The 20,277-nt window shown below is 48.5% G+C and carries 12 protein-coding genes; 5 read left to right on the forward strand and 7 right to left on the reverse strand.

The window, feature by feature from the left end:
• Positions 1-65 precede the first annotated feature (65 nt).
• Positions 66-2,480, reverse strand: coding sequence for a DUF1549 domain-containing protein (locus tag BM202_RS02190; protein ID WP_093822822.1), 2,415 nt, complete (start codon positions 2,478-2,480; stop codon positions 66-68).
• A gap of 320 nt (positions 2,481-2,800) precedes the next feature.
• Here BM202_RS02190 and BM202_RS02195 point away from each other — a divergent pair, with 320 nt between their 5' ends.
• Positions 2,801-3,817, forward strand: coding sequence for a GntR family transcriptional regulator (locus BM202_RS02195; RefSeq protein WP_093822823.1), 1,017 nt, complete (start codon positions 2,801-2,803; stop codon positions 3,815-3,817).
• Positions 3,818-3,940: 123 nt separating this feature from the next.
• On the opposite strand, the gene BM202_RS02200 is transcribed toward BM202_RS02195, so the two are convergent.
• From BM202_RS02200 to trpF, 3 genes are all read right to left on the reverse strand, one after another.
• Positions 3,941-4,984 (reverse strand): LiaI-LiaF-like domain-containing protein, encoded by a 1,044-nt coding sequence (locus BM202_RS02200; RefSeq protein WP_093822824.1) that lies wholly within the window; start codon positions 4,982-4,984, stop codon positions 3,941-3,943.
• Positions 4,985-5,086: 102 nt separating this feature from the next.
• Positions 5,087-5,566: a PspC domain-containing protein gene (locus tag BM202_RS02205; protein WP_093822825.1), complete on the reverse strand. Its 480-nt coding sequence runs from the start codon at positions 5,564-5,566 to the stop codon at positions 5,087-5,089.
• Positions 5,567-5,798: 232 nt separating this feature from the next.
• Complete coding sequence (trpF, locus tag BM202_RS02210) at positions 5,799-6,419, reverse strand: phosphoribosylanthranilate isomerase (protein ID WP_093822826.1); 621 nt, start codon at positions 6,417-6,419, stop codon at positions 5,799-5,801.
• A 226-nt stretch (positions 6,420-6,645) separates the two neighbouring features.
• Here trpF and BM202_RS02215 point away from each other — a divergent pair, with 226 nt between their 5' ends.
• The 4 genes from BM202_RS02215 to BM202_RS02230 all read left to right on the forward strand — a co-directional run bounded on the left by BM202_RS02215 (position 6,646) and on the right by BM202_RS02230 (position 15,051).
• Entirely contained in the window at positions 6,646-6,984 is a 339-nt protein-coding gene (locus BM202_RS02215; protein ID WP_093822827.1) for a PadR family transcriptional regulator, read from the forward strand.
• On the forward strand, positions 6,981-9,590 hold the full coding sequence (locus BM202_RS02220; protein WP_218160500.1) for an ABC transporter permease: 2,610 nt from the start codon (positions 6,981-6,983) through the stop codon (positions 9,588-9,590). Before BM202_RS02215 ends, BM202_RS02220 begins: the two co-directional genes overlap by 4 nt.
• 83 nt (positions 9,591-9,673) lie before the next feature.
• Positions 9,674-12,292 (forward strand): ABC transporter permease, encoded by a 2,619-nt coding sequence (locus BM202_RS02225; protein ID WP_218160501.1) that lies wholly within the window; start codon positions 9,674-9,676, stop codon positions 12,290-12,292.
• Positions 12,293-12,369: 77 nt separating this feature from the next.
• Complete coding sequence (locus tag BM202_RS02230; RefSeq protein ID WP_218160502.1) at positions 12,370-15,051, forward strand: ABC transporter permease; 2,682 nt, start codon at positions 12,370-12,372, stop codon at positions 15,049-15,051.
• A gap of 94 nt (positions 15,052-15,145) precedes the next feature.
• On the opposite strand, the gene BM202_RS02235 is transcribed toward BM202_RS02230, so the two are convergent.
• From BM202_RS02235 to BM202_RS02245, 3 genes are all read right to left on the reverse strand, one after another.
• Positions 15,146-18,187, reverse strand: a complete 3,042-nt coding sequence (locus BM202_RS02235; protein ID WP_093822828.1) for an Ig domain-containing protein — start codon at positions 18,185-18,187, stop codon at positions 15,146-15,148.
• A gap of 415 nt (positions 18,188-18,602) precedes the next feature.
• Positions 18,603-19,514 carry an alpha/beta hydrolase gene (locus tag BM202_RS02240; protein WP_093822829.1) on the reverse strand — a complete coding sequence of 304 codons (912 nt, stop codon included), beginning with the start codon at positions 19,512-19,514 and terminating at the stop codon, positions 18,603-18,605.
• Positions 19,515-19,621: 107 nt separating this feature from the next.
• The gene (locus BM202_RS02245) at positions 19,622-20,173 is read right to left on the reverse strand and encodes a DNA-3-methyladenine glycosylase I (RefSeq protein ID WP_093822830.1); all 552 of its coding nucleotides are present in this window, start codon (positions 20,171-20,173) and stop codon (positions 19,622-19,624) included.
• Between the last annotated feature and the right edge of the window lie 104 nt (positions 20,174-20,277).

The raw sequence follows: 20,277 nt of genomic DNA on the forward strand, positions 1-20,277 counted from the left end.
CCCTCGATGCTACTATACAATTGCTGGTTTCCACCGAAACAGCGGACCGCCCGCATTACATCAGGCTAATAAATCAACTGAAACTCCGGATGAAGGGCAATCGCCCAAACCAGATCTTCTATACCTTCCACACTCGGTTGAGCCCCTACAATCTTCTGCGCCACAGCCATTTCTTTTGGCATCGGATCGCGACCTAAGGATTTTCGATAAAGCTCTTTCACCAACAAATCCGACGAGGGGTATTTTGCCTTCCAGCGCTCCGCGCCCCGTTTCAGCGCTTCATTGAACGTAGTGCCATTCGTCAGTTCGAGTGCCTGCAACAGATTGGCTTGTGATGTTCGGCTGGTGCTGACCGTTTCGCGATTCGGGCGACCCAGGGCGGTCAGGAATGGGTCGTTTTTAACCAGCGATGCGCGTGGGAAGACAATCTCTTTCTGGATCGTCTTCGGTAGCATCTTCACCACCGACGTATCCTGATAGATGGGATTGAACGCCAGACTAACCGCGTCGGCAAACTGCTCGGCCGTGAGCCGCCGACGTACCATGCCTTCAAACACGTAAGTGGACGCTTTCACCAAGTCCGCATCCTTAATACCCACCGATGGCAATTGATACGTTTTAGACGTAGTGATCGTGTAAATCAGCTTTTTGATATCATACCCGTTTTGCACAAAATCATAGGCCAGCCAATCCAGTAAATCCTGACTCCAGGGTTCGTTGTCCATCACATCGACAGGTTCGACAATGCCGCGACCCATCAGTTGCGCCCAGATCCGGTTGACAAGCGTCCGGTAAAGTCGGCCATCTTTGGGTTGTACCAGAAAGTCGGCCAGTTCACGAAGGCGTTTTTCGGTGGGCGCATCCACACTGATCGTACCCAGTTCTTTGTACAAAACGCTACGTCCGGCCATCTTTCCGGTAGGCTTGTCGCAGCGGTTTATTTCCAGTGTACTATCCGCAAATACGTTCGCAAACGCGTACGCATCAGCCAGTTTCCAGTCGCTGACAAAACTATCATGGCAGGAAGCACATTTGAGATTCAGCCCCAGCAGCACCTGCGCTACGTTCTGAGCCGCCTGCATTTCTGTCCGCTGGCTCGAATTGATCGTGCCGCGCCATTTTATGCCTTTAATAAACCCAGCCGATTCTTTGTTCGGGCTAATGAGTTCTCGGACAAACCAGTTATAGGGTTTATTCTTTCGCAGTGATCCGTATAGCCATTTCGTAATGTCGTAGCGTCCGCCGGTGATGTAGCCCGTCCCAGAATAATCATTACGTAACGCATCGTTCCAGAAGGTGAGCCAATGCTGGGCATAATCGCTATTTCGGCTAAGTAATTCTTTGACCAAAGCCTCCCGTTTGTCAGGTTTATCACTAGTCTCAAATGCCTGCATCTGCGTGGGTGTGGGCAGCAAACCAATGATATCGAGATATACCCGGCGCATGTAGGTTCGATCGTCTACCACGCTCTTCCACTCAATTTTATTCTTGTGAAAATAGACATTGACCAGCCGGTCAATTGGGTTCGTAATGTCAACCGTAGCGGCTGGAAGTACTGGTAAACGGGGCTCCAGGGCGGCCACCCGATAAATGCTTTTTTCAGCACCGCCTGGCCACGGAGCCCCCGCTTTTATCCAGAAGGAAAGCAGCCCTATTTCTTTTTCTGTGAGCCGATTCCCTTTGGTCGGCATAGCTTCTTTATCGTCGGCTGGCAGCCTAATCCGACGTATTATTTCGCTGGCTTCCGGATGACCGGCTTTTAGAATAAAACCATGCTTACCACCTTTCATGACCAGCGCCTTTTGGTCGAGCCGCAGGTCGCCTTTGGTTTTGGTGGCACTGTGGCAACTGTAGCAGTTGTGCGCCAGAATGGATCTAACTTCTACAGTCAAATCCTGAATTTGTTTGGTCGTGAGCTGCCCATTACTACCCATACTGGCAAAGGCAAAATTGGAACCGCTCAGACCGGGCGCGTTAGGTTTACCGCCAACCGGTAGCACACTAGTTAAATAATCTTCGCCGTGGGTCAGCAAAGCACCAAAATGACCCGCTACACTCACACCAACGACTGTTAAAACCAGCAAACTTCGATAGAGCATGACCTGACCCGAACGTAGCGCAATGATTGTCAGAATGGCCAGTAACATGGTAGCCAGTCCAGACCATTGGTGGATAGCAACGCCCTTGCCTTCATAGTCCTCCTGATTGACCAGCATCAACCCAAACACAGCCGCCACGACTGAACTAATGGCACCAATCCAGAGCATAGCGTTTATACCCGCTCTTAGTTCCGTCGATTTGCGAAACCAGCTAATGACTTCCAGGAATAAAGCAATGCAAAGTAAGCCAACCGGAAAGTGAACAATCAGCGGATGTAAGCGTCCTAGAAACTGCCAAAGCCAAAATGATTCTGCTGTTACTATCACTGTGTAGGTAAAGAAATAAGTCAGTAAACGATCAAGAGTGATTCCTGAAAGCATTTATAAACAAGCGCGCTAGTCGATCCAGTGTGTTTGTTATATACCGTTACGTCAAGTTAAGGAAAAAATGGTGAACGTCCCTCCAAAAAAGACAATCTAGTATCCCAATATTACTATCTACTGACTGATAACTTTCCTACACCTTCCTATTTTTGGCATTATTCGACTAATTTTATTAGAAATTTTAATAACTGAATCACGCTTTATGGGGACTCGTGCTATCTAAATCAGAAAAGATGCACTGAGTGAAGTACCCTTGGGTAAGTTGGTGTTTTGATACTGATTTGCTTTGTGATCAATTCTGAATCTTGTACTACATTATGCTTTACCACATTAAAATCAATGACTATTCCAACACGCCGAAGTATCAGCAGATTTATAATTCTATTGTAGAGGGGATTGAAAATCGGGACATTCTTCCGGGCGACAAACTACCGTCTATCCATGAATTATGTGCTGAATTCGACGTATCGAAGGGGACGATTGAACGCGCCTATGAACTCTTAAAAGAGAAAGAAATTATCGGGGCGGTTAAAGGAAAAGGCTTTTACATCAACTATACGCAGACAGGCAATAACCTTAAAATATTCCTGCTGTTCAACAAGTTAAGTGCACACAAGAAAATCATTTATGATTCTTTTGTTGAGGGGCTTGGCCCCGGTGTTGCCATTGATTTTTTTATCTACAATAATGACTTCCGACTGTTTCGGGATTTAATTCAGCGCCAGGCCCGCAACCACACGCACTACGTCATTATTGGTCATTTTTATGAGGGGGGGGAAAAAGCGGACGAGCTTATCAACAGCTTGCCAAAGCACAAATTAGTTATGCTGGATAAGCTGCTGGAGGGCGTAACCGGCAACTACGCGGCCGTTTTTCAGAATTTTGAGAAAGATCTCTATCAGGCATTAACCGAAGCACTTCCGCTCCTACAGAAATACACAACGTTGAATATGCTTTTCCCGTCCTATACGTATCACCCAAAGGCGATACTGAATGGATTCTATAAATTCTGCTACGAACATAATTTCATCGCCCGCGTGATTCATAATATTCAGCAGGAGGTGATCCAGGCGCAACATGCCTACATCAATCTGATGGAAGAAGATCTGGTGGAGTTGATCAAGCGGATCAAAACAACACCGTATGTGGTTGGTCAGGAGGTTGGTATTCTGTCGTATAATGAGACGCCCCTGAAGGAATTTCTGCTGGAAGGTATTACCGTGATGTCCACCGATTTTGCCCAGATGGGTCGAACAGCGGCTCAATTGGTGCTTAACGCGAGCGCGGAGCACATCGAAAATCCGTTTCAGCTTATTGTAAGAAAATCCCTCTAAACCGGGATTTATGTGATTTTTCTGACTGACTATGAAAAATGCTTTTGAAGAAAGCTATACAAAAAAATCATAGTCGGTCAGAAAAATCACATAAATCCCGGCGGGGCCGCCCGCGCGGTCGGATTAGTAGCGCACCACTTTCAAGTGCGAAATACCACCGTCGAAGCGGATAGTCATTTTCTTTTTGGCGGCATCGTAGCCGGGGCTGAGAAACTCACCACCACCCATATCCGTAAAGTCGTCTAACTGCTCGATATTCAGCGCTCCATCTTTGGTAACGCGACAACCTACTTCTTTCGGCACGCGCACCGTAACGGAAGCCGCGCCAACATCTAACTTTACGTCTGACTGGTCGGCTTTGGACCCTAATTTCAAATCGAGTTCGGCGGCTCCAGCGGCCAGTTTCAGTGTCTTGACAGCGTAGGCGCTCAAATCCAGATCGCCCTGTCCCGCGCCCAGCGCCACGTCCATTGTCCAGACGGGTTTCGCATTCAGATGCACATCAACGCGGTTTTCGTAATCACCATCTTTCAAGTCAATATGATGGTTTTCCTCCTTGGGTTTCAGCTCGATCGTCGGAATATGCGTCGATGGATCGCGATCTACCGACATGGAATAGTTACCAACCGTTTGCTTCGTATCCGCTTTGATCAATTCACTGGTCGGGTCACTGATGATAAACCGACCGGCTCCACCAGCCAGTTTCAACACGGCTTCGCTGGTATTGGCATCCATCGTTTCCGTGAACGTATTGGTGTGCGATTTGACCGTTTCTGAATCCCGGTTTTCACGTTCAGCGCGGTAATCATCTTCATTGTCGTTGTCGCTGTCATCATCCCCATTGTCCGACGAATGGTCGTCGTCATCATCGTCGTCGTCATGGTTCCAGCGCATATGAAATCCGTCGCGATCCCGGTCACGATTATGGTTGAAGAAGCCAAACAACGTAGCCGGTACAGCGACGGCCAGCATCACCGTCGTAATAAACGCAGCCGGATTTCCACGCCGTTCCAGAATCAGGTTAACACCGGCCAGAATCAACAAGACGGGCCACAAATTCACCAGCGAGTGCCAGTCGACATCCAGCCATCCAGCTCGCCGGGCCAGGAATAATACGCCCAGCGTAAGCAGAAAAATCCCCCAGAACAATCCATTTCTTCGTTGCATGATCTTAGTTTATATATGATGTAGGGTGTAGGGATATATAAGTTCATCGAATGCTGGACCTCAGCGAAAGCACTATGTCCTATATCCTACACCATACATCGCTTACAAAGTGCCGTTGTTAGGGTCGTTATTGATATCGTTCTGATTCTGGTCAAATGGCGTTTTGATCCGATCTCTAAAAATCAGCCACAGGCCAATGGCGATCAACATGAACGGCCACAGATCGCCGAAGTCGATGTCGAAGTAACGGTCAATCAGAAACAGCACGCCAAGGATAATCAGCACAGCGCCACCGACCAGGCTGCGGTCGGGTGATGCGGGTTTATTGGGGTTGTAGGGATTCATGGAGAAAACAGGGTTTGCGTAAACGGTTGACTGAAGCGTCGAGCCACTAAAATGACGTACTGGCAAGGCGATCCACAAGATAATGTAAATGATGACAGCCGGAAAATGCGGCAGGAAAATTCCAATGACAAAAAGTACGCGAACCAACGCGCGGTCAATTCCAAAATAATCGGCTAAACCAGCACATACGCCCCCTAATTGGGCCTGGTCAGCAATACGTTCTAATCGCTTGTTCATGGCTTTGATTTGTTTAAAACCGATGTAAACGTACTAGGTATCAGTGTCTGGCGGAAAGAGAATAGGAAGAATGGACGCGCTTATGGATGGATGTATGTTTTCAATGATAGTAGGTAATGCACAGTACCGGAAAATTAGTCGCTAGTCGTCAGTCAATAGTCGTTAGTAGCTAACGATAAGCCTCAAATTTTCACTTACCCCAGATGACTGACGACTATTGACTGACGACTTTTTAATCTTCTTCAATCGCTTCCAGAATATCCATTAGCTCGCCGAATTCTTTATTGCCGGGCCGTTCCTCATTCCCACCACTCAGCGCGATCCCACGAACGGGTAGTTGGGCCAGTAACTCATGGACGTTAGCCACCGAAACACCCGTTCCTAGTAAGATTGGATAACGGGCCGACAATCGCTGGAGGGCCGTTTTCAACTCATCATCCAGGTGAATTGGTCCATTGCTTTCGAGCAGCACATAATCGGCTCCGGTAGAACCAGTCTGCAGCAACGTATCGAGTTGGTCGAGCGTTACCTGCGCTAAATCAGTACGTAGTATAAGCGGTTTACCAAACGTACCAAGGTAGGGCAACAAAGCGGCTTCGTCTACCTGCAACAGGTCGGGGTGATACGTATCGAGAAGCTGTTCGATCAGTTCAGGATCGGTACTGGCCGTTTCACCGACAATCTGAACGCCTGCTACCCAAGCCCGTATTTCATCAAACTTTTTGGGCTCAACATAGTCTGCCGAATCAGCATCCATGGAGAAGCCAAGCATATCAACGCCCATACCGGCACAATAGCGGGCGTCGCTGAGGTTAGTTACGTTAGAGATTTTAACCAGCGTTTGTAAGGCCATGTTGTTAGGTATCAGTTAGCGGTGAACAGTGATCAGAATGCGGCTGCAAGTTAAAGACCTGCGCGCATTGTATGACTCTATTTACGTTTGTATTGTTCGGCTTCGGACAGCGGATGTACGATTTCGGACAATCCATATGGACTCGAATGGCCTTATTTGAGCCAGAGAGCCACCTTTACAAATTGGCAAAGCATTTGTTCTACAAAAGTTAATGTAATTCTTAGCCATGAAACGAACGTATTTAGGCGAGTTTGAGGAAATCGTACTATTAACCGTTGCCGTCCTGCACGAAAGTGCTTACGGTGTCGCTATCACCGACGAGCTGGACCGGCAAACGGGTCGTTCGGTGAGCATTAGTGCGGTTCATGCGGCCTTGCACCGGTTGGAGGAAAAAGGCATGCTCAAATCGGCCATGGGAGAAGCCACCGCCGAGCGTGGCGGACGTCGCAAGCGGCTATTCACCGTGACGGCACTGGGCAGTCGTGCGCTTCACGACATACGGGCCATGCGCGATCAATTGTGGAGTTCGATTTCACCGAATGCCTTACCAGCGATTAGTATATGAAAAATTCTCGCAACGCTGGACCACCCCGCCTGGCCGACCGGCTGCTCGAATTCTTCTGCGCCCCTCACTTACTGGAGGAGGTGCAGGGTGATTTGCACGAACGCTACGTTCGGGATGTGACCCGGATGGGCATAGCAAAAGCAAAGCGAACCTACACCTATAACGTACTGAGTTTTTTACGACCCTTTGCCCTAAAACGGCGCTCCAGCGAATATCCGCCAATTCCTTTATTCAGTGTCGACATGCTACGTAATTACATCAAAATCGCTTGGCGGAACCTCGCTAACAACAAAGCCTTTTCATTCATCAACATAGTGGGGCTTTCTCTTGGTATGGTATGTAGCCTGATCATTTATTTATGGGTACAGGATGAACGCAAGTATGATAAATTTCACGCGAATGGAGACCGCCTTTACCGGGTCATAGTTAACTCGATAGAGAAGACGGGGGAAATATCGAACAGTTTTGAGAATTCTCCGGGTGTATTGTCGGGGATACTCAAGAAAGAAATCCCTGAGATCAGCCATGCTGCAACCATAACCTGGGAGAACAAAGACCGAATGCGTGTAGGCACGAAAGCAACTAACGAGAAGGGCCGCATAGTTGGTGCTGACTTCTTCGAGATGTTTTCGTTTCCGCTCCTGAAGGGTAATCCCCGTACTATCTTCGCAGCCCCTAATAGCCTGGTCATTTCTCAACGATTGGCAAACAAATATTTCGGTTTTGCGGACCCAATCGGTAAGCTGATTCGATTGAATGAAAAAGACGATTACGTAGTCAGCGGGGTATTTGCTACCGTTCCCGCTAACTCCTCAATCAAATTCGATTATGTCCGCTCATTTGAATCATTCGCCAAAAATAACCCTTGGATTGTAGACGGATGGAGCGACTTTGGCCCTTCTACGGTTGTGATGCTTCGATCAGATGCTTCCTTAGAAAAAGTCAACGCCAAAATTCGTCGCTTCCTAACGCAGCATGACAAAACGGTTACGGATAAAACGTTATCCTTGCAGCCTTACCGAGATCAGTATCTGTACTCGCGTTTCGAGAATGGCATTCCGGTTGGAGGGCGTATTGAGTATGTGCGATTGTTCTCGGTAGTCGCTCTATTCGTGCTGCTGATAGCCTGTATCAACTTCGTCAATTTAGCCACCGCCCGTTCCGTCAAACGAGCCAAAGAGATTGGCATTAGAAAAGTTGTTGGAGCAGCAAAAGCCTATCTGGTTGGCCAGTTTATGGGCGAATCTTTATTGATGACACTAATAGCCGCTTCTCTATCCATTCTCTTATCTTTTTTACTACTTCCTACCTTCAACTCAATCACGGGAAAGACTATCGAAATTCCCCTCGACACTCCTGCCTTTGTGGGCAAGCTAACGATACTGGTTACGATAACTACTTTGCTGTCAGGTATCTATCCAGCTTTATTTCTCTCCTCATTCAACCCCGTTAATGTGCTTAAAGGGTCATTCTCAACGAAGCCCGGTATAGCAACATTCCGCAAAGGATTGGTCGTCTTTCAATTTACATTATCGCTTGCGCTGATAATTGGTGCGTTAGTCGTCTATCAGCAGATGAACTACATTCAAACCAAGAATATTGGTTTGAGTCGAGAAAATGTACTATACATTAAACTGGAAGGAGAGTTAGGGAAAAAATACGAATCCTTTAAACAGACGGTGCTTCAATCCAATACGATTGAGCACATAACAACGATCAATACGATTCCGACCGATGTGGGCAATGCGACTAGTGATTTGATCTGGACGACCAAGAAACCTACCGACAAATTCTCAATCTGGCTCATGGGAGCCTCCTATGACTTTGCTAAAACACTGAATATCAAACTAAAAGAAGGTCGCTCGTTCTCTCCAGCGTTTCGTACAGATACAGCTGGCTTTCTCCTCAATGAAGTGGCTGCAGAACGAATGCACTTGAAGAATCCAATTGGCCAGCCAATTGACTTATGGGGTAAGAAAGGGACGGTGATCGGTCTAATGAAGAATTTTCATATGCAATCGCTGCACAGAACGATTGAGCCGCTCATTGTTTATTTTGAACCACAGCCCAGGGGCAATATTGTCGCTCGGATTCAGGCAGGCAAGACACAACAAGCCTTATTGATCTTACAAAAGGCTCACAAAGAAATTAACCCTGCCTATCCTTTTTCGTACGAATTCGCGGATGATGCCTTTCGGCAGCAGTACAAAAGCGAAACGATTATTCGTGAGTTAGCTACCTGTTTTGCTGTCTTAGCCATTCTAATTTCTTGCCTGGGATTGTTTGGGTTGGCAGCCTTCACAGCTGAACAACGCACAAAAGAAATAGGCGTCCGTAAAGTCTTGGGGGCCAGTGTTTCCAGTATTATTACGCTGCTCTCGACTGATTTTCTAAAACTGGTACTACTTGCCATTGTGATTGCATCTCCTATTGCCTGGTGGATAATGGACAAATGGTTACAGGACTTCGCCTACAAAACCGAACTATCATGGTGGATTTTCGCGCTATCGGGTTTACTGGCCGTTGGGATTGCTTTGCTAACGGTCAGTTTCCAGAGTGTGAAGGCGGCACTGACAAATCCGGTTAAATCGCTACGTTCTGAATAGCAAGGAGCTTGGCTAGTCTGAAAAAGTCACTGTTCCACGCTCCTAACCCTGTTCCACGCTCCTAACCCTGCCCCCCATGCCCTATGCCACACACCCCGCCCCATTTCGCCGACCGGCTGCTCGAATTCTTCTGTGCTCCTCACCTGCTGGAGGAGGTGCAGGGCGACTTGTATGAGCGCTACGTGCGGGATGTGCGCCAGTTGGGTGTGGCCAAAGCGAAGCGAAACTATATTTTTAACGTACTGAGTTTTTTTCGGCCATTTGCCATCAAGCGTCAACCTACTGAATACCCTCAACCACTATTCCTACATCCGGCTATGCTACGTAATTATTTTAAAATTGCCTTGCGCAACTTATGGCGTAACAAGTCTTTTTCGGCTATTAACATTCTGGGGTTAGCCTTGGGCCTTACCTGTAGCCTGCTGATTTTTCTGTGGGTTCGGGACGAACTACGTATCGATCATTACCATGCAAATGGGCCGCATTTATACCGGCTCATGGAGCGTCAGTTTAGCGATGGCAAGCGCACTGCGTCACCCGGCACACCCTGGCCAATCTCGCTGGAGATACCCAAAAAGTTTCCAGAAATCGTTCATGCGGCTGGTTTTAGCTGGCCAGGTAGTCTCACCTTCGACGCTAACAATAAAATCAGCAAGGAAAATGGTAACTGGGCGGGTGCCGACTGGTTCAAGATGTTCAGTGTGCCCCTGCTGGCGGGTTCGCCCGAAACAGCGCTGAAGTCGCCAACCAGCTTAGCGATCTCCCGAAAGTTAGCCGTCAATTATTTCGGAAGTCCGGAAGCGGCTGTCGGCAAATCGATACGTATTGAAAACAAGGACGACTATCAGGTCATGGCTGTTTTTGAAGATTTACTCGAAAACTCCTCTGATAAATATGATTTTCTGCTGCCCTGGGATGATTTTGAACGACGTAATAACGGTTGGGCAAACGACTGGAGTAACCAGGGCCCAAGAGCTTTTGTACAGTTACGACCCGACACCGACGTAGCAGCTTTTGAAGCGAAGCTCAAACCTTTCCTGCACAATTACAACAAAGGCATCGACCTGAAAAACCTGGCCAGTTTTGACATCGAGCTGTTCCTTCAGCCCTTTGAAGAGATTTACCTCAATTCTGAAATGACCAATGGCGAAATATCCGGCGGACGAATCGAATATGTTCGACTTTTCAGCGTCGTAGCGGTGTTTCTGCTGCTGATTGCCTGCATCAATTTTATGAATCTGTCTACCGCCCGATCGGCCAAACGAGCGAAGGAAGTGGGCATTCGGAAAGTCGTTGGAGCCGAGCGGTCGCGGCTAATCGGGCAATTCATTGGCGAAGCTATGATGCTGACACTGATCGCCGTCGTGGTGGCTTTGGTATTGATTGCGATCCTATTACCGGGTTTCAACCAACTGACCGACAAGAAAATTGCCCTGCCGTTTACTGAACCATCCTTTGGACTAACACTTCTGGGCATTGTCGCCGTCACAGGTATCCTGGCGGGCAGTTATCCGGCTTTGTTTCTGTCATCGCTGCAACCCGTCAAAATACTGAAAGGAAGTCTGAAATTTCAGCCGGGTGCTACGTTCTTCCGGCAAAGTTTGGTCGTCGTGCAGTTCGTTATTTCAATGCTGCTCATTCTGGGTACCGTCGTTGTCTATCGGCAGGTGAATTATATCCAGACCAAGAACCTGGGTTTCGACCGTGGAAATCTGATTTATATTCCGCTGGAAGGTGAATTGCCCCCAAAATTCACAACGCTGAAGCAAGAGCTCACGCAGTTGCCCGGCATTGCCGCCATTTCCCGGATGAGCGAACAACCGGGTGGGATTTACAATGGAACCAGCGATGCCAACTGGACGGGGAAAGACCCAACGGTGAAAATCAATTTCGTAAACGTATCAGCCGGTTACGACCTGGCGAAAAGTCTCAAAGTCAAGCTTCTACAAGGTCGGGACTTCTCCCCAAATTTCACAACCGATTCCGTCGGCTACATCATCAATGAGCAGGCTGCCAAGCGAATTGGCTACAAAAATCCAATCGATCAACCGCTGACTTTCTGGGGCAAAAAAGGCAAGATTATCGGTCTTGTACAGGATTTTCATTTTTCCTCTATGCACGATCCCATTCAGCCACTGATTATTCGATTTGGCGAAAAAGACGACTATGGATACCTGCTGGTTCGCACTCAACCCGGCCAAACCAAACAGGCATTGGCCAGTCTGGAGACGATCTGCAAACAGCTTAATCCCAAATTCCCTTTCAATTACACGTTTGCCGATCAGGAGTTTCAGAAGCTGTATAGAAGTGAACAGGTCGTGGGAACATTGTCAACTTATTTTGCGATCCTGGCCATTTTCATCGCCTGCTTAGGGTTATTTGGGCTAGCCTCGTTCACGGCGGAACAACGTACTAAAGAGATCGGCGTCCGTAAGGTGTTGGGGGCTTCGGTTACCAGCGTCGTTGGCCTGTTAGCGGGTAATTTTCTCAAACTGGTCGTCATTGCCATCGTCATTGCGTCGCCCATTGCCTGGTACGTTATGAATCTCTGGTTACAGGGATTTGCCTACAAAATTCCTATCGCGTGGTGGATGTTTGCCCTGGCCGGATTACTGGCCGTCGGTATCGCCTTGCTGACGGTAAGTTTCCAGAGTATTAAAGCCGCCCTGATGAATCCGGTGAAATCACTACGTAGCGAATAGCGGGGTGTAAGGTGCCTGGAGCATGGAATTTCTCCGGCTAACCATGCTCCAGGCACCTTGCTCTTTACCAGAAACCTATGAAAAACCCTCCCCGTTTCGCCGATCTATTGCTTGAATTATTCTGCGCCCCTCACCTACTGGAAGAGGTACAGGGCGATTTGTATGAACGCTACGTCCGGGATGTTAGGCAACTGGGCGTGGCAAAAGCGAATCAGAAATATATCCTAAACGTATTGGGTTTTTTAAGGCCGTTTGCCATCAAACGTCAATCCAGTGAATATTCATCACCGGAATACCGGACCACATTTTTTTTAAGCCCTGTTATGCTACGCAACTATCTTAAAACGGCCGTTCGCAACCTGACCAAACATCGAGTCAGTACGCTCATTAACTTATTTGGTTTGACCCTGGGGGTTACGGCCTGCCTGGTCATCTATGTGATCACGAATTACGAACTGAGTTATGACACGTTCCACCCCGACAGCGAACGAATTTACCGGCTGGTAGGAGAAGCCCAATTCGGCCCAACCGGCGAAAAACACCCGGTAGGTTTCCCACCCAATGCCGTTCCCTTAGCCCTCCGGCAGGAGGTGTCGGGCATTGAAACCATTGCCGCTTTTCACAGCGTAGAATCGGATGTACTGATCCCGAACGGCAGCCAGAAACCGAAGCGATTTGAAAGCCGCAGACGAACCGGCGGAAACGCCGATATTATCGTTGCAGAGCCGCAATACTTCGATATTTTAAAGTACGAATGGCTGGCCGGAAATCCTAAAACCGCGCTGAATGATCCCTTTAAAGTGGTTTTATCGGAACAGAAAGCGCATAAATATTTTGGGGATTTGCCGCTGGAACAGATACTGGGCAAAGAGGTTATTTACGTGGATTCGGTGCGGGTCAGCGTAGCGGGCATCGTGAAAGACTGGTCACAACCAACCGATTTCACGTTCACTGATTTCATCTCATTCGCCACCATCCGGGCCAGTCAGCTCAAGCGAGAAATCAATCTGGATCAATGGAATGATATCTGGTCGGCATCACAGGCATTGGTTAAACTACCAAAAGGCGTAACGCCGGATCAGTTAGCTGTGCCCTTCCAGCAATTTTCCCGGAACCACATTCAGAAGGAAGTAAAATTCGAGCCTGGCTTGCAACCCTTATCCGATCTTCACTTCAATGACGATTATCAGGACAATTATTCGCGCAAAGCCCACTTACCGACGCTTTATGGATTAATGGCCGTAGCGGGGTTCATTCTCCTGATTGCTGCCATCAATTTCATTAATCTGGCAACGGCCCAGTCGGTACAACGGGCTAAGGAAGTGGGTATTCGAAAAGTGATGGGCAGCAGTCGAAAAGGGTTAATTATCCAGTTTTTAAGCGAAACGGCTCTGTTGACACTCGTTTCGGTTTTGATTGCGCTGGCGCTTATCAAGCCAATACTTTCCGTTTTCCAAACCCTGACTCCCAATGGATTGACGTTCGATTTATTGAGCGCTCAAACACTTCTTTTCCTGGGTATTGTCGTACTCACTACGTCCTTATTAGCCGGGTTTTATCCGTCCTGGGTGTTGTCTTCCTACGTACCAGCGCTTACGCTGAAAGGCCAGAGTGCCTTAACCGGCGGACAAAAAGGCTACTTGCGCAAGGGGTTGATTATTTTCCAGTTCGCCGTGTCGCTGGTGTTCATTATTGGCACACTGATGGTTGGACGACAACTCAATTTCATGCGAAACAAAGATCTTGGTTTCTCGACCGATGCCATTATTGAGGTAAATACTCTGCGCGACGACAAAAGCCTGGTGCTAGCCCAGAAAATTAAACAACTAGCGGGTGTTGAGCGGGTTGCGATGCAATGGTTTCCTGTGATGGGGCAAAGTCACATGGTTACTAAATTGAAATACAAAGGCAAGAAAGAGGTGGAAATGGACGTATCGGCCAAGATTGGCGACGAGAACTTTATTCCGCTCTATCAGCTCCGTTTTCTGGCCGGTCGAAATTACATGAAGAGCGACTCACTTCGCGAAATGGTGATCAATGCTACGTATGCGAAAGCGCTGGGGTTTAAGAGGCCAGCCGATGCGGTCAACCAGTTCATTGATTTTCAAGGGAAACCGTACCCGATTGTTGGTGTCGTCGCAGATTTTCATGAACAATCGTTTCACGAAAAGATAGGTGCCGTCTTCCTTGGGTACATGCCCCGGCAAGCCAAAAATATTGGAGTTAAACTAGCCACCAAAGGCGGACAGTTGAGCGACCTAAAAACTACGCTGTCGAGTATCGAGCAGCAATGGAAAGAAGTGTATCCAGACAATAAGTTCGATTATACATTTCTGGATGAGTCCATCGCCAAACTCTACGAAAAAGAGCAGAAAACGGCCCAGCTTGTCAACACCGCGACAGCCATTGCCATCCTGATTTCGTGCATGGGATTGTTTGGACTGGCGACCTTCACGGCGGAGCAACGTACCAAAGAAATCGGGGTACGAAAGGTACTGGGTGCCTCAGTGGCCAGCATCGTAGGGTTGCTCTCGAAAGACTTTCTCAAGTTAGTGTTCATCGCCCTGGTCATTGCCTCTCCAATTGCCTGGTGGGCCATGAACCAATGGTTGAAGGATTTCGCCTATAAAATCGACCTCGACTGGTGGGTGTTTGCGCTGGCCGGGTTGATGGCCATCACCATTGCCCTCTTTACGGTAGGCTTTCAGAGTATTAAAGCCGCTTTAGTAAATCCGGTGAAATCACTACGTTCTGAATAGCATGGGGCGGGGTGCGCGGGGCAGAGAGAAATCCACAAGTGATTTATCCCTGCCCCGCGCACCCCGCCCCATGCTATAGTTGGTGTGGACGAAATTATTCTTTTAGCAACTTCACTGTCTTATGTTCTTTGCCGGTTTGCACCTTCAATAAGAATAAACCACTACGTTGTCCCAGCGGTACACTCACCTGCTCCCGAACGCCCGCCTGACCAATCGTATGCTGATATAAAGCGCGGCCCTGACCATCGACCAGATTCAGTTGGACCCGTTCACCCAATACGCCAGAGATCTCAACCTCGGCCGTTTGGCCCACCACCGGGTTGCCCATGACCCGCACCTGTAAACCGGCATTGGGTTCCTCCAGACCCACTCGTGCCCGGCCACAGGCTGCTTTCAAATCCCAGACATAAGTTACCACCTGTCCATTCTGGCGAGCCATCAGGGTAAAGGGTTTAACATCATTGGCTGTGCGGCTGTCTTTGTCAACAAACTGATTGGGGTTGGTTGTCCAGCCCGTAATGCCAGCCGCCTGGAATTCGATTGGACTACCATCTCCGCCCGTGGTTTTGAACATAATGGCCCCCGAGGTACAGTTATAGTCAGGCGCAACTAACGCGAACGCACCCCCAACCGGAGGAGTCGTTGGCAAGACGGTGATCTTGAAACTTGTGCTGACCGTGCCGCCAACGGTATGAGCGGTAGCCGTGACCGTGTACACTCCAGCCGTCGTGGCCGTCCCAACAAGGATGGCAGCCGGGGTAAACATCAATTCTACCGTCTCCAAAAACAGCGACACACCCGGCGGCAAGCCATTGACTCCGAACGACCAGTAAGGGCGGTAGTCCGGCACCCCGCTTGTTGGATCAGAGAAATAACCGCCCAGCACGAAGTAAACCGACTGACCGACGGTGTAGGTCTGATCGGGAATAGGACGAACCACGGGCGGTTTGGGAGTGGGTGTACTGTTATTGCAACTCGCTTTCAGGTCCCAGACATAGATCACTACGTTACCATGCTGGCGGGCCATTAGAGTGAAGGGTTTAACATCATTGGCCGTGCGGCTGTCCTTGTCGACAAACTGATTGGGGTTGGTCGTCCAGCCAGTAATACCCGCGGCCTGGTACTCGATGGGACTGCCATCTCCGCCGGTGGTTTTGAAGGTAATGGCCCCCGTCGAACAATTGTAGTCAGGGGCAATTAACGCAAACGAAGTGCCCACAGGGGGGCTGGTTGGCGAGACGGTAATCTTGAATGTTGTGACAATTGGGTTACCGCGAAAAGCCTCCGTGCTGGCTCTTACCGTTACCATATAGACCCCCGCCGTGGTGGGCGCACCTACAATAAGCACCGCTGGTGTATATAACAGATCCTGGGATCGGGAGAAGACAGACAATCCATCGGGCAGGCCAGTAATTGTGAACGACCAGCCCGGCACGTAGTTGGGAATCACGCCCAGATTGGGGTCCGAGAAGTAGCTCCCTACCGCAAAACCCGAACCTGGAAATGATTGACCGACAGTCAGGAACTGGTCGGGAATGGGCTGGCTCACGGGGGGCTGTGGCGTTGGTGGCGTAGTACTGCTACAGGCCGCTTTGAGATCAAAATTATACGTTACGCTGACCCCGTTTTGGGTAGCCGTAATGGCAATGAACTTGGGGTCACTACGTAGGCCTGCTTCGACAGTACCGAAATTATCGGTAGCCGAAGCCCGGCTGACGCCCGGTGCAATGTAGGTAATGGTTGACCCATCACCCCCACTGGTATTGAACGTAATGAATCCCGTCTGGCAGTTGTAGGTCGGCGCGGTGAGCGTCAGGCCAGGCGCTGCCGGCTCTACATTCAGTTTAACCACCTCACCGTAAGTTGACGTGGATTTCAAAAACACCAGGCTACCATCTCCCGCGCGATTGATGTCCTGTAAGTAATTATCCGACGAGCTGTCGAAGACCCGCTGTGCCACAATGCTGAATAAATTCGGGTCGTTCAAACTTACATTGGCAGCACTGACTTTTAAAATTTGAGGGTCGGCCCCATTGGATAACGACGTATTGCCAACTGCGTAGTAGTTGCCAGAATACCGGGTAATGTAGGCTGGTGTAGGCGCCGTGCCCAGCGACTTGGCCCGTTTATAGTTACCATTCCAGTCCAATTCCAGCATGGCGGTTATTGGGCTCGCACCCGGCACCAGCCCAGCCCCGACCAGGGCATAACCGGTTCCATCAATTGACAGCATCAGGTCCGTAACAGTGTACATTTTACTGATTGAACTGGCCACGTTTGGGGTTATCGGGAGACCATCCAGCAATTTCTGCCAGACCACATTCCCCTGTCCATCGAGCTTGGCCACCCAACCTGTATTTTCAGTCAAACTACTGTTGCTCAAATCATTGACTTTACCCGATGTGTTAAAATAGCCCGTGACCAGGTAGCCCCCATCGGGCGTATTTGTCACCGCTTCCCCTTTGGTCAAACTGATGTCAGGATTGGCGGGGTTTGGCGTGGGATAGGCAATCTGTTTAGACCAGACAAACGTACCCGATGCGTCATACTTTCGGATAATGAGCTGATACGTTATAATGCCACTACTCCCCGTTCCATATTGGGGATCTGACAGAATCAGCAAAAACCCACCATCCGGTGTACCGATCAAATCCTCATTCGTAGAGGAATTTCCGAAGAGGTCGCTATCCTGCCATACTCTTGCCCCCCCGTTTGCGTTGATTTTGGTGGCAACACTATTTCCTCTTAACGATATTTTTCCTGCAACAGCTACCCCCCCGTCAGTGGTTGCTGCAGCAAAATGAGTACCGGCAATCGCTTCGTAATCATAGCCAGGAATTTTTCCGCCAAGGTAAAATCCACCCTTTAATAGACCAGTGCTCCAAATTTGATTTCCCTGTAGCGAGTTTTTAATGATGCCATCGCCTACGACGCTGGGGAAACCGGGATTGTTGCCCTGATTGATAAATACGGTCGATATAATATTGCCGTCTGTGGTTACGGCTAAAGCGGTTCCGGTCTTCGTCCATTGGACATCCGGAATTGGCTGGGCCCAGGCTGGTTGACTAGTTAGTAACCCTATACCGAATAGGGCAAGCCAAAGGCGGTGTGCCAGTTGTAAATAGATATTTTTCATACGTGTAAATTTTGAAAGTGGTTTTATTGTACACAGAAAAGCCTGACAGACCAATCTGGACTTCAAGCTAAACAATTAGAAGAAATAGTATTACTTTTCTAATTAATTTGCCCCAAAAGTGAAAGCAATAGTCCCCAATTTGATAGGAGAAGAGTTCTAACAGGGAGTTTATACGATCATGTTTTGACGATACATGGGCCGTGTCGATGGCTTTTGGGACTACAATCAATGTCATCAAGCCCTTACGTAGCAGGTATTTTTCCGGATTGATGTACCCTTCGCCAAGCTGCGTAGTCGATAAAGTTGCTTCTGAACAGGAGCCGTAAATATTTCTTAAAGCAATAGACTCCATTATAAAACAATAGATTGCTTTACATTGGAGTCTATTGCTTTAAGAATAACTACTGACCAGCGACTATTTAGCTACCCACTCATTCTTCTTCATCCAGACAAACAGGGGCTGCATCCACTCTTCGGTGGGTATTTTCAGGACAAATCCGTGATCTCCTTTAGGATATAAATGCATTTCGGCCGGGACGCTTTGATGACGTAGCGCTTCGTAAAAAGCAAGGCTGTTGTCTACATCAACGACTTTGTCATCACCCGCATGGGTAAGGTAGGTAGGTGGAATCTGTTTCGTTACGTGCAGTTCATTCGAGAATTGCTCAATTTTCTCGGCAGCGGGGTTTGTCCCTAATAAATTTGCTCTTGATCCTTTGTGACCTAGTGTCTCATTCATCGAAATAACCGGATAGATCAGAATCATAAAATCTGGTCGTAAGCTGGTTTTGTTCGTATTTTCGATAAACGGCTCGTTAAACTTCGTTCCGGCAGTAGCAGCCAAGTGTCCACCCGCCGAGAAGCCCATAATACCAATTTTGTCGGACTTGAGTCCCCATTCGCTGGCGCGTTCCCGTACGGTTTTTATGGCTCGCTGGGCATCCTGAAGCGGTCCTATCGTTTTATCGACCATGATGGAGTCGCTGGGTAACCGGTATTTCACCACAAAGGCAGCGACGCCATGCTTTGTAAAGGTTTCCGCAATTTTAACGCCTTCTGCGTCATAACTTTCCCCGGAATAACCACCACCTGGAAAAATAACAACTCCAGCGCCACTGGCCTTCTCGTTCGATGGCAGAAAAATCGTCATGGTCGGTTTTGATACCTTTCGGTACCAAACGATTTTACCTTCTTTTTCTGTAGTTAACTCCTTCATCGTATAGGACGTAGCATTGGGGATTGCTCCGGAATACAATGGAATAACCTGTTGGGCCGAAACGCTACCAGCGAACAAGAGCGGGAGAATACAGAAACCGAATTTTGTCATACGTAAAGAAAGTAGGATGCTTTACATTCTACTTTTGCGGGCATTTTATTTTACGCTAGTCTTGGCTACACAAATTCTCGTTCCCTGGACTATTTGAACGTTTATTATCATACCTGACTCATCCAAAGCGGCCTGGCGGCCACTACGTTCGTATAGATAGCGCAGTCGGCAGAGTGAGCGCCGGGCAGGTATCCGATGCTCATCAAAAACTCGTTGACGATTTCGCCACCCGTAAAGCGGAATGTCTTTTTAAAGAGCTTCACCCATTCTTCCTTCGTTTTGGGATGGTGCAGCTCCAGCCATTTTTCAAATGAGCCATGTTCTGCCTGTAACTGAAGAATAGTCTTCGCATTGTCAATAGCTGCGTTCACTTTCAGCCGGTTGCGAATGATACCCGGATCAGCTAACAACCGCTCGCGGTCAGCATCGGTGTAAGCAGCCACGATTTTCAGGTCAAAATTATCGTAGGCTTTTCGGAACGTAGCTTCTTTTTTCAAAATGGTTTCCCAGCTCAAACCGGCCTGGTTAATTTCCAGCACCAGCCGACAGAACAGTTCATTGTCATCATGGATGGGAAAGCCATACAGATGGTCATGATAAGCTTTGTGTAAGGCTTTTCGCTCTTCGGGCATGAAGTCAATGGCGCGGCAGTAAGACATGGACGTTTGATTTAGTTGTCAAAAATACGCCAATAACTGCACCGCAAAACGCTGTCGCGCTTAAAAGAAAGTCGTCCTCATCCTGGCGTTTGGGGTAGTCCAGA

This window comes from Spirosoma endophyticum, from assembly GCF_900112365.1.
In the GTDB taxonomy this organism is placed as follows: domain Bacteria; phylum Bacteroidota; class Bacteroidia; order Cytophagales; family Spirosomataceae; genus Spirosoma; species Spirosoma endophyticum.

Bases quoted from the DNA above. Each gene is read 5' to 3' on its own strand.
- BM202_RS02190 (WP_093822822.1), bottom strand. From the start codon at position 2,480: ATGCTTTCAGGAATCACTCTTGATCGTTTACTGACTTATTTCTTTACC.
- BM202_RS02245 (WP_093822830.1), bottom strand. From the start codon at position 20,173: ATGTCTTACTGCCGCGCCATTGACTTCATGCCCGAAGAGCGAAAAGCC.
- BM202_RS02195 (WP_093822823.1), top strand. From the start codon at position 2,801: ATGCTTTACCACATTAAAATCAATGACTATTCCAACACGCCGAAGTAT.
- BM202_RS02215 (WP_093822827.1), top strand. From the start codon at position 6,646: ATGAAACGAACGTATTTAGGCGAGTTTGAGGAAATCGTACTATTAACC.
- BM202_RS02235 (WP_093822828.1), bottom strand. From the start codon at position 18,187: ATGAAAAATATCTATTTACAACTGGCACACCGCCTTTGGCTTGCCCTA.
- BM202_RS02225 (WP_218160501.1), top strand. From the start codon at position 9,674: ATGCCACACACCCCGCCCCATTTCGCCGACCGGCTGCTCGAATTCTTC.
- BM202_RS02200 (WP_093822824.1), bottom strand. From the start codon at position 4,984: ATGCAACGAAGAAATGGATTGTTCTGGGGGATTTTTCTGCTTACGCTG.
- BM202_RS02230 (WP_218160502.1), top strand. From the start codon at position 12,370: ATGAAAAACCCTCCCCGTTTCGCCGATCTATTGCTTGAATTATTCTGC.
- trpF (WP_093822826.1), bottom strand. From the start codon at position 6,419: ATGGCCTTACAAACGCTGGTTAAAATCTCTAACGTAACTAACCTCAGC.
- BM202_RS02220 (WP_218160500.1), top strand. From the start codon at position 6,981: ATGAAAAATTCTCGCAACGCTGGACCACCCCGCCTGGCCGACCGGCTG.
- BM202_RS02205 (WP_093822825.1), bottom strand. From the start codon at position 5,566: ATGAACAAGCGATTAGAACGTATTGCTGACCAGGCCCAATTAGGGGGC.
- BM202_RS02240 (WP_093822829.1), bottom strand. From the start codon at position 19,514: ATGACAAAATTCGGTTTCTGTATTCTCCCGCTCTTGTTCGCTGGTAGC.